This is a genomic window from Inquilinus sp. YAF38 (assembly GCF_052113205.1).
Taxonomy (GTDB): Bacteria; Pseudomonadota; Alphaproteobacteria; order DSM-16000; family Inquilinaceae; genus Inquilinus.
The window spans coordinates 19,460-29,641 of the sequence record NZ_JBFRCU010000090.1 but is presented as its reverse complement, the minus strand read 5'-3'; the positions used below and the strand labels follow the sequence as shown (position 1 = coordinate 29,641).

Sequence of the window (10,182 nt, the reverse complement as noted above, 5' to 3'; positions counted from 1 at the left end):
ACGGTCAGCAGGCCGGCGCCGACCCGCCGGGTCGCCCGTGCCGCCAGCCGGGCCGCGCCGGTCAGGCTGCCGCCGGCGAGGATCAGCGGGTGGCCACGGTCGTATTTGTGCTGCGCCGGCGCGGCGTGCGGCAGGGCGGCGCGCCACAGCGCCGGGCCGTTCTCGTGCAGCCGGGGCCCGATGGCGTCGAGCACCGCGGCGTCGATGCCGATATCGGCCACCCGAGTCTCGCCACAGAGGGTGCGGCCGGGCAAGAGCAGGTGGCCAGGCTTGCGGCGGAAGAAAGTGACGGTCAGGGCGGCCGGCGCCACTGGCCCGGGAGCCGAGCCGTCATCGCCGAACAGCCCGCTGGGCACGTCGACCGCGACCACCGGCACGCCGGAGCCCGCGACCGCCTCGATCAGGGCCGCGGCCTTGCCCTCCGGCGCCCGGTTGAGCCCGGCGCCGAACAGGCTGTCGACGATGAGGCCCGCGCCGTCCAGCACGGCTCGCGTCGGCGCTTCCACCCTGCCCTGCCAACTTGCCGCCGCCTCGGCCGCGTCGCCGCGCAGCGCCTTGACCGGGGCCAGCGAGGCCAGCCGCACCGGCCAGCCCCGCTCCGCCAGCAGCCGGGCGATGACCCAGCCGTCGCCGCCATTGTTGCCGGGGCCGCACAACACCGCGACCGGCCGCGGCGACCAGCGGGCGCGGATCGCCCGCGCCACCGCCGCCCCTGCCCGCTCCATCAGCACGATGCCGGGCGTGCCGGCGGCGATGGTGCGGCGGTCGGCTTCGGCCATCTCCGCCGCGGTCAGCAGGGCGAGGTCCGAGAGCATCACCGCGCGATCTTCCCGACCGCCTCCTTGAAGGCGGCGATATCGGCCCGGGCGGCGTCGCGCAGCAGGGTGATCTCGGCAGGGCCGATGACGATGCAGCAGCCGTCCCGCACCATCTCGGCCGGCGAGCGGCCGAGCGAGGGCAGCGAGCCGAGCCATTTGCCGCTGTCCTGGATCGCGCGCTCGGCCTTGCGAATCGTGTCGCGCACCTCCGGATCGTCGAAGCGGCCGAGCTTGCCGAGGCTGCCGGACAGGTCCCAGGGGCCGATGAACAGCCCGTCGACACCGTCGACCGCGGCGATTTCGGGAATCGCCTCCACCGCCTGCCGGGTTTCGATCTGGCACAGGATCAGCAGGTTGTCGGTGATGGTCTGCTGGTAATCGGGCGCCAGGCCGAAATCGGCGCCGCGGGCGATGCCATAGGCGACGCCGCGGATGCCTGTCGGCGGATAGCGGCAGGCGGCGACCGCGGCCTCCGCCTCTTCCTTCGAATTGACCTGCGGCACCATCACGCCCTCGGCGCCGATGTCGAGGATGCGCTTGGCATAGACCGGGTCGTTCCAGGGCATGCGGACGATGCCGGTGGCCGGGGTGCCCGCCAGGGCCTGCAGGCTGGGCACCGCATCGGCGACGGAAGCCGGCCCATGCTCGTGGTCGAGCAGCACGATGTCGTAGCCGGCGAGGCCGAGCAACTCGGTGATCAGCGAATGGCCGATGCCCTGCCAGCAGCCATAGACGGGCTCGCCCGCCCGCAGCTTCCGTTTCGCGGCGTTCGGTCGATACAAGGCAGCCTCCTCCGATGCGGTGGAGACAGGCGTATCAGAGGATGGCAGGGAGGGAAATGGGGCGACCAACGGGGCTCGAACCCGCGACATCTCGGACCACAACCGAGTGCTCTACCAGCTGAGCTATGGCCGCCACAGCATTTGCGGCGGCTCATATGAGCCATCGTCGCTTCGACGTCAAGCGCAAGACGCATTCCCACCGATCAAGGGCGCAGCGGGGCATGACCGCGGCCCTCCGGGACGCCATAGTCCGCTGCGACACAACTCAGCAGGTTAGGCAGATGCTCATCCAGTCGGCCGCCATGGCCAATCTCGGCACCGAGACCGCGTTCGACGTGCTGGCGCGGGCCCAGGCGCTGGCGGCGCAGGGCCGCGACATCATCAATCTCGGCATCGGCCAACCCGATTTCCGCACCCCCGACCACATCGTCGAGGCGGCGGTGAAGGCGCTGCGCGACGGCCATCACGGCTACACCCCGGCCGGCGGCATCCCGGCGCTGCGCCGGGCGGTGGCCGACGACCTGGAGGCCCGGCGCGGCGTCACGGTCGACCCGGACGACGTCGTGATCATGCCGGGCGGCAAGGTGACGATGTGGTTCGCCATCCTGATGTTCGGCGAGCCCGGGACCGAGATCCTGTACCCCAACCCCGGATTCCCGATCTACGAATCGGCCATCCGCTTCACCGGGGCGACGCCCGTGCCGGTGCGGCTGCGCGAGGAGAACGGATTCGCCTTCTCCGCCGAGGAGGTGCTGGCCCAGATCACGCCGCGCACCCGCCTGCTGATCATCAACAGCCCGGCCAACCCGACCGGCGGCCTGGTGCCGAAGGCCGAGCTGGACCGCCTCGCGGCAGGGCTGGAGCGGCACCCGCATGTCGCGGTGCTGAGCGACGAGATCTACAGCCGCATCCTCTATGATGGCGCCGAGCACAGCTGCTTCCTCTCCTACCCCGCCCTGCGCGACCGGGTGATCCTGCTGGACGGCTGGTCCAAGACCTATGCCATGACCGGCTGGCGGCTGGGCTGGAGCGTGTGGCCGAAGGCGCTGCGTGAAGGCGCGACGCGGCTGGCCGTCAACTCCCACTCCTGCGTCAACGCCGCCGCCCAATATGCCGGCATCGCCGCCCTGCAGGGACCGCAGGACGCGGTCGACACGATGTGCGCCGCCTTCGCCGAGCGCCGGCGGGTGGTGGTCGACTCACTGAATCGGTTGCCCGGCGTCCGCTGCGTCGAGCCGGGCGGCGCCTTCTACGCCTTCCCCAACATCAGCGGCACCGGCCTGTCGGCCAAGGCGCTGCAGACCCGGCTGTTGGAGGAGTTTGGCGTCGCCACCATCGCCGGCACCAGCTTCGGCGCCATGGGCGAAGGCTTCCTGCGCCTGTCCTACGCCAACAGCGTCGACGCCATCCGCCAGGCCGTGGACCGCATGGCGGCCGCCCTGACTTGATCGAAGCCCAAAGAAGCAGCACTATGCCTAAATTATAAGCAAGCCCCCGTTCGTCCCGGTCACCGACGCGGAGTCGGCGACTGGCACGGGGCTTGCTTCACATCTCGGCGAGAGCGTTCCGCACCCGGCGGTGGCGCGCAAACGATCCAGGGAACGGTTCCGAACCCATGAAGAAAGTCGAAGCCATCATCAAGCCCTTCAAGCTCGACGAGGTGAAGGAGGCCCTTCACGAGGTCGGGATCAAGGGCATCACGGTCACCGAGGCGAAGGGCTTCGGCCGCCAGAAGGGCCACACCGAGCTGTATCGCGGCGCGGAATACGTGGTCGACTTCCTGCCCAAGGTGAAGGTCGAGGTGGTCATGGAGGATGCCCTGGTCGAACGTGCGATCGAGGCCATCCAGCAGGCTGCCCAGACCGGCCGGATCGGTGACGGTAAAATCTTCGTCACCCCGGTGGAGGAAGTCATCCGCATCCGCACCGGAGAGAAGGGCGCCGACGCCATCTGAGCGTCGGCCCTGCGAGCCGCCCAAGAACGCCTCTCAAGAAACGCAAACACAGTCCGAACACAGGAAAAAAGACATCATGGCCGATGGTGTGACCAAGGTCCTCGACCTGATCAAAGAGAACGACGTCAAATACGTCGACTTCCGCTTCACCGATTTCCGCGGGAAGGTGCATCACGTCAGCCAGCACGTCTCGACGGTGGACGAGGACATGCTGACGGACGGCGTCATGTTCGACGGCTCGTCGATCTCCGGCTGGAAGGCGATCAACGAATCCGACATGATCCTGATGCCGGACGTCGACACCGCGGTCATGGACCCCTTCGCCGCCCAGGCGCAGCTGAACATCACCTGCGACATCCTGGAGCCGGCCACCGGCCAGCCCTACAGCCGTGACCCGCGTTCGATCGCCAAGTCGGCGGAGCGCTACATGGCGTCGCTCGGCATCGGCGACACCGCCTATTTCGGCCCCGAGGCCRAATTCTTCATCTTCGACGACGTTCGCTACCAGCAGAACAACACCTCGGCGTTCTACTACCTCGACAGCGAGGACGCGTCGGAGAACACCGGCAAGGTCTATCCGGACGGCAACCGCGGCCACCGCGTGCAGCCGAAGGGCGGCTACTTCCCGGTGCCGCCGCTGGACGCCGCGCACGACCTGCGCGCCGAGATGCTGACGACCCTGGCCGAGATGGGCGTGACGGTCGAGAAGCACCACCACGAGGTCGCCGCGTCGCAGCATGAGCTGGGCATCAAGTTCGAGACCCTGATCAAGAGCGCCGACGCGCTGCAGATGTTCAAATACGTCGTGCACAACGTCGCCGACGCTTACGGCAAGAGCGCGACCTTCATGCCGAAGCCGGTCAAGGGCGACAACGGCTCGGGCATGCATGTCCACCAGTCGATCTGGAAGGAAGGCAAGCCGACCTTCGCCGGCTCGGGCTATGCCGACCTGTCGGACACCGCGCTGTACTACATCGGTGGCATCATCAAGCACGCCAAGGCGCTGAACGCCCTGACCAACCCGTCGACCAACAGCTACAAACGCCTGATCCCGGGCTTCGAGGCGCCGGTGCTGCTGGCCTATTCGGCCCGCAACCGCTCGGCCTCCTGCCGCATCCCCTACGTCTCCTCGCCGAAGGGCAAGCGCGTCGAGGTGCGGTTCCCGGATCCGACCGCCAACCCCTACCTCGCCTTCTCGGCCATGCTGATGGCCGGCCTGGACGGCATCCAGAACAAGATCCATCCGGGCGAGGCGATGGACAAGAACCTGTACGACCTGCCGCCGGAAGAGCTGAAGAACGTCCCGACCGTCTGCGGCTCGCTGCGCGAGGCGCTGCTGGCGCTCGAGGCCGACCACGCCTTCCTGCTGAAGGGCGACGTGTTCAGCAAGGACATGATCGAGGCCTATCTCGAGCTGAAGTGGGAAGAGGTGTACGCCTTCGAGCACACCCCGCACCCGATCGAGTTCCAGATGTACTACTCGGTCTGATCGGACCAGTTTCGACCGAAAGAACCCCGCCGGCGACGGCGGGGTTTTTTCTTGCGCAAATGGCAGGCGGGATAGGCTTGCGATTGCTCGCGGCACCTGCTGATATCGTTGTCAGCAGCGCAGCGGCCGGAAGCGGGAAACCACAGGGGCCCGGCCGGCCAGGCGCGGTGCCGCCAGGGGTCCCCGACGGTCCGCCCCAGAGGTCTCGCGCCCTGCCGCAACAAGAAACGAGGCCATCTTGACAGGGACGGCAATCGACGTTGTCGACGTGACCAAGGTGTTCGGCAGCGAACAGAGCGGGGCGGTCCGGGCCCTGAGCGGCGTCTCGGTCCAGATCCGGGACAACGAGTTCTTCACCCTTCTCGGGCCCTCCGGTTGCGGCAAGACCACCCTGCTGCGCATGATCGCCGGCTTCGAGGAGCCGACCAGCGGCCACATCCTGCTGCACGGCAAGCCGATCGAGGGGCTGCCGCCGCACAAGCGGCCGGTGAACACGGTGTTCCAGAGCTACGCCCTGTTCCCGCACATGACGGTGCGCGACAACATCCGCTTCGGCCTGGAGATGAAGGGCGTCGACCGGGCCCGGGCCGATGCCCGCGTCGCCGAGATGATCGCCCTGGTCAAGCTGGGCGGGATGGAGCACCGCAAGCCGGCGCAGCTGTCCGGCGGCCAGCAGCAGCGCGTCGCCCTGGCCCGGGCGCTGGCCAGCGAGCCGCAGGTGCTGCTGCTGGACGAGCCGCTGTCGGCCCTCGACCTCAAGCTGCGCAAGGAGATGCAGATCGAGCTGAAGCGGCTGCAGACCGAGACCGGCATCACCTTCATCTTCGTCACTCACGACCAGGAGGAGGCGCTGACGATGTCGGACCGGATCGCGGTGATGAGCCAGGGCGAGATCCTGCAGATCGGCGGCCCGCGCGATATCTACGACCGGCCCGAACGGCGCTTCGTCGCCCATTTCATCGGCGAGACCAACTTCTTCGACGGCCCCCTCGCCGCCCGCCTCGGCTGCGCCGACGGCGCCACCCTGGCGGTGCGGCCGGAGCGCATCCTTCTGTCCGCCGAGCCCGGCCCCGACGGCCTGGCCGGGACGGTGGAGACGGTGGTCTATGTCGGCACCGACACCACCTATCACATCCGCCTGGCCGAGGACGGGGCGTTGGTCACCGCCCGGCTGCAGAACCGGACCGGGGCGCCGCAGAGCTTCCAGCCCGGCGACCGGGTCGGCATCGCGGTGCCGGCCGGCGCCGGCCACGCCCTGGCCGATTGAGGGCCACGATGGCACGCGGCAACTCGCTGAAGACCCTAAGCCTGATCGGGGTCCCAGTCGGCTTCATCCTGGTCTTCTTCATCGTCCCGCTGGCGATCATGGCGGTCGTCTCGGTCGCCGAGCGCGGCCCGTTCGGCGGGGTGCAGTGGAACACCTTCTCCACCGACGCCTATCTCCGCTTCCTGTACGAGCGCGACTTCGACGACAGCCTGATCTGGAACCCGGCCTATGCCCAGATCCTGCTGCGCTCGGTCTGGCTGTCGCTGCTGACCACGGTGCTGTGCGTGCTGATCGGCTTCCCGACCGCGCTGCACATCGCGATGCAGCCGCCGCCGCGGCGCAACCTGCTGATCTTCCTGGTCACCATCCCGTTCTGGACCAACCTGCTGGTACGCAACTACGCCTGGATCCTGATGCTGCGCTCCGGCGGGCTGCTCGATTCGGCGCTGCAGGGGCTGGGGCTGACCACCGGGTCGCTGAACCTGATGTACACCGAGACGGCGATCGCCATCGGCCTGACCTACTCCTTCCTGCCCTTCATGGTGCTGCCGATCTATTCCAGCCTGGAGAAGCTGGATTTCCGGCTGGTGGAGGCCGCCTACGACCTCGGCGCCGACAAATGGCGGGCGCTGCGCCGGATCGTCATCCCGCTGGCCATGCCGGGCATCGCCGCCGGCGCCATCCTGGTGTTCATCCCCTGCCTCGGAGCTTATGTCACGCCCGACCTGCTGGGCGGGTCGAAGTCGATGATGATCGGCAACCTGATCCAGAACCAGTTCGGCTCAGCCCGCAACTGGCCGTTCGGCGCCGCCTTGTCCTTCGCCCTGCTGGCCGTGGTTCTGCTGGCGATGATGCTGTACCTGATGCGCTTCCGCGGCGCGCCGCAGGTGGCGAAATGAGCAGCAACCTGCGGCGATTCCCCGGCGTCCGCGCCGCCGCCTGGGCCTTCTTCGCCTATCTCTACATCCCGATCGTGGTGCTGCTGGTGCTGGCCTTCAACGCCGGCAGCTCGGCGACGATCTGGGGCGGGTTCAGCCTGCGCTGGTTCGGCGTGGTGCTGAACAACCCGGACATCCTGCGGGCGGCGAAGAACTCGCTGATCGTCGCGTCGGTGTCGTCGGTGGTCGCGACCGTGATGGCGATCCCGGCGGCGATCGGCATGGCCCGCCGGCGCTTTCGCGGCCAGGCCGCCGTCAGCGCCCTGATCGCCCTGCCGCTGGTGGTGCCGGAGGTGGTGACCGCGGTCGCGACGCTGCTGTTCTTCACCGCCGTCGCCCTGCCGCTGGGCCTGTTCACCATCATCCTGGCTCATGTGGTGTTCTGCATCCCCTTCGCCTATCTGCCGATCCGGGCCCGGCTGGAGGGGATGGATGCCAGCCTGGGCGAGGCCGCATCCGACCTCTACGCCACGCCCTGGCGGGCCTTCCGCCGGGTGACGCTGCCGCTGCTGTGGCCCGGCATCCTGTCCGGGCTGATGCTGGCCTTCATCATCTCGCTCGACGATTTCGTCATCACCTTCTTCGTCTCCGGCGCCGGGGCGACCACCCTGCCGATCTACATCTACGGCATGATCCGCATCGGGGTGACGCCGGAGGTCAACGCCATCTCCGCGCTGATGCTGCTGATCTCGATCGTCTTCGTCGCCCTGTCCTGGGTGGTTGGCCGGGCACGGAGCTAACAAGGGAGGCTCGAAATTCCAATCCGACGCACTTGCCTGGCCGCCGCCTTCGCCGCGGCCCTGCTGACCGGCCAAGCCGCCTGGGCGGCCGGCGACCTGTTCCTGTTCAACTGGACCAACTACACCCCGCCCGAACTGCTGAAGAAGTTCGAGGCCGAGACCGGGATCAAGGTCACGCTCGACGTCTACGATTCGAACGAGACCCTGCTGGCCAAGATGCAGGCCGGCGGCGCCAGCTACGATGTGGTGGTGCCGTCCGACTACATGGTCGACATCATGGTCAAGCAGGGCCTGCTGCAGGAGATCGACGCCGCCGCCATGCCCGGCTTCGGCGCCGTTATCGCCCCGCACGACAAACCCTGGTACGACCCGGAGCGGAAATACTCCGCGCCCTACATGTGGGGCACCACCGGCTTCACCTATGACAGCGCCAAGGTGCAGGGCCCGGTCGACGACAGCTGGTGGTCGATCTTCAACCCGGACGGCCCGTTCAAGGGCAAGCTGGCGATGATGAACGACTCGGTCGAGGTGTTCAACGCGGCCGCCTATTATCTCGGCATCGACCGCTGCACCGAGAGCAGCGAGGATGCCGGCAAGATCTTCAAGCTGCTGGAGGCGCAGAAACCGGCGGTCGCGCTCTACAACTCCGACGGGTCGGTCGACCGCATGGCCGCCGGCGAGGTCGTCGCCCACATGCAGTGGAACGGTGCCGCGCACCGCACCAAGCTGCAGCGGCCGAGCGCGGTCTTCGTCTATCCGAAGGAGGGCCTGAGCCTCTGGGCCGACAATCTGGTGGTGCCGAAGGACGCCAAGAACCCGGAGAACGCCAAGACCTTCATCGCCTGGATGCTGAAGCCGGAGAACATCGCCGCCGCCAGCAATTTCACCACCTACATGAACGCGATCAAGGGCTCCGAACCCTTCATGGACAAGGCGCTGAGCGCCGACCCGGCGATCAACATGCCGCCGGAGGATGCCAGCCGGCTGCGGCCGGCCAAGAACTGCTCCCCCGCCTCGGTCGAGCTGCGCGACCGGGTCTGGACCCGCCTCAAATCCTGAGCGCGGCCGGACCGTCGTCCCGAATGTCGGCGGGGCGCAGCATCATAATCCGACGACAACAGAGAGGTTGAGATGAGATCCGCAAGACAGCTTCTTCTCGCCGCCGTCGCGGCCGTCGGGGCGCTGACCGCGGCGTCGGCCGCGCAGGCCGCCGGCGAGCTCTATTTTTACAACTGGTCGAACTACTACCCGCCGGAGCTCCTGAAGAAGTTCGAGGCCGAGACCGGCATCAAGGTCACGCTCGACGTCTATGATTCGAATGAGACCCTGCTGGCCAAGCTGCAGGCCGGCGCCGCCGGCTACGACGTCGTGGTGCCGTCCGACTACATGGTCGACATCATGGTCAAGCAGGGCCTGCTGCAGGAGATCGACGCCGGCCAGATGGCCAATTTCAAGAATGTCGGCGCGCCGCACGACAAGCCCTGGTACGATCCGGAGCGGAAATACTCCGCCCCCTATATGTGGGGCACCACCGGCTTCAGCTACGACACCGCCAAGGTCGAAGGCGGCAAGGTCGACGACAGCTGGTGGTCGATCTTCAACCCGGACGGCCCGTTCAAGGGCAAGCTGGCGATGCTGAACGACCCGGTCGAGGTCTACAAGGCCGCGGCGATGTACCTGAAGGTCGATTTCTGCACCGAGAGCAGCGAGGACGCCGGCAAAATCTTCAAGCTGCTGGAGGCGCAGAAGCCGGCCGTCGCCCTGTACAACTCCGACGGCACGATCGAGCGCATGGTGGCGGGCGAGGTGGTGGCCCATATGCAGTGGAACGGCGCCTCGCACCGGACCAAGGAGGGCAAGCCGACCGTCACCTATGTCTATCCGAAGGAAGGCATCAACTTCTGGAACGACAATTTCGCCGTGCCCAAGGGCGCGCGGAACGTCGAGAACGCCAAGATCTTCATCGACTGGATGATGAAGCCCGAGACCATCGCCGCGGTCAGCAACTTCACCGGCTACAACAACGGCATCAAGGGCTCGCCGGAGTTCATGGACGCGAAGCTGCGCGACGACCCGGCGGTGAACACGCCGCAGGAGGATCTGGGCCGGCTGAACCCGAACAAGAACTGCTCCGCCGCGGCGGTCGAGCTGCGCGACCGGGTCTGGACCCGCCTCAAATCGTAAGCCGCCCCGC

Annotated in this window: 10 protein-coding genes and 1 tRNA gene; 8 read left to right on the top strand and 3 right to left on the bottom strand. The window is 67.6% G+C overall.

Features of this window, described 5'->3' with window-relative positions; translation table 11 throughout:
• The 3 genes from AB4Z01_RS29370 to AB4Z01_RS29360 form a co-directional block, all read right to left on the bottom strand.
• Positions 1–815 (bottom strand): NAD(P)H-hydrate epimerase (locus AB4Z01_RS29370; RefSeq protein ID WP_441699652.1); only part of this gene is annotated, 815 nt, incomplete at its 3' end.
• A complete protein-coding gene (locus AB4Z01_RS29365) occupies positions 815–1,600 on the bottom strand; it encodes an HpcH/HpaI aldolase family protein (RefSeq protein WP_441699651.1) in 786 nt (261 codons plus the stop codon). The genes AB4Z01_RS29365 and AB4Z01_RS29370, both read right to left, overlap by 1 nt.
• A gap of 57 nt (positions 1,601–1,657) precedes the next feature.
• Positions 1,658–1,733: transfer RNA gene (locus tag AB4Z01_RS29360), tRNA-His, on the bottom strand.
• Between the two features lie 148 nt (positions 1,734–1,881).
• Between AB4Z01_RS29360 and AB4Z01_RS29355 the strand changes: the two genes are divergently transcribed.
• From AB4Z01_RS29355 to AB4Z01_RS29320, 8 genes are all read left to right on the top strand, one after another.
• Positions 1,882–3,048, top strand: coding sequence for a pyridoxal phosphate-dependent aminotransferase (locus AB4Z01_RS29355; protein WP_441699650.1), 1,167 nt, complete (start codon positions 1,882–1,884; stop codon positions 3,046–3,048).
• A 167-nt stretch (positions 3,049–3,215) separates the two neighbouring features.
• On the top strand, positions 3,216–3,554 hold the full coding sequence (locus AB4Z01_RS29350; protein ID WP_034832554.1) for a P-II family nitrogen regulator: 339 nt from the start codon (positions 3,216–3,218) through the stop codon (positions 3,552–3,554).
• 76 nt (positions 3,555–3,630) lie between these two features.
• Positions 3,631–5,043: a type I glutamate--ammonia ligase gene (gene glnA, locus AB4Z01_RS29345; RefSeq protein ID WP_441699648.1), complete on the top strand. Its 1,413-nt coding sequence runs from the start codon at positions 3,631–3,633 to the stop codon at positions 5,041–5,043.
• Positions 5,044–5,281: 238 nt separating this feature from the next.
• The gene (locus AB4Z01_RS29340; RefSeq protein WP_441699646.1) at positions 5,282–6,310 is read left to right on the top strand and encodes an ABC transporter ATP-binding protein; all 1,029 of its coding nucleotides are present in this window, start codon (positions 5,282–5,284) and stop codon (positions 6,308–6,310) included.
• A gap of 8 nt (positions 6,311–6,318) precedes the next feature.
• Positions 6,319–7,209: an ABC transporter permease gene (locus tag AB4Z01_RS29335; RefSeq protein WP_441699645.1), complete on the top strand. Its 891-nt coding sequence runs from the start codon at positions 6,319–6,321 to the stop codon at positions 7,207–7,209.
• Complete coding sequence (locus AB4Z01_RS29330; protein WP_441699644.1) at positions 7,206–7,988, top strand: ABC transporter permease; 783 nt, start codon at positions 7,206–7,208, stop codon at positions 7,986–7,988. Before AB4Z01_RS29335 ends, AB4Z01_RS29330 begins: the two co-directional genes overlap by 4 nt.
• 15 nt (positions 7,989–8,003) lie before the next feature.
• Positions 8,004–9,047 (top strand): extracellular solute-binding protein, encoded by a 1,044-nt coding sequence (locus AB4Z01_RS29325; protein WP_441699657.1) that lies wholly within the window; start codon positions 8,004–8,006, stop codon positions 9,045–9,047.
• Positions 9,048–9,119: 72 nt separating this feature from the next.
• Positions 9,120–10,172: an extracellular solute-binding protein gene (locus AB4Z01_RS29320; RefSeq protein ID WP_441699643.1), complete on the top strand. Its 1,053-nt coding sequence runs from the start codon at positions 9,120–9,122 to the stop codon at positions 10,170–10,172.
• Positions 10,173–10,182 lie beyond the last annotated feature (10 nt).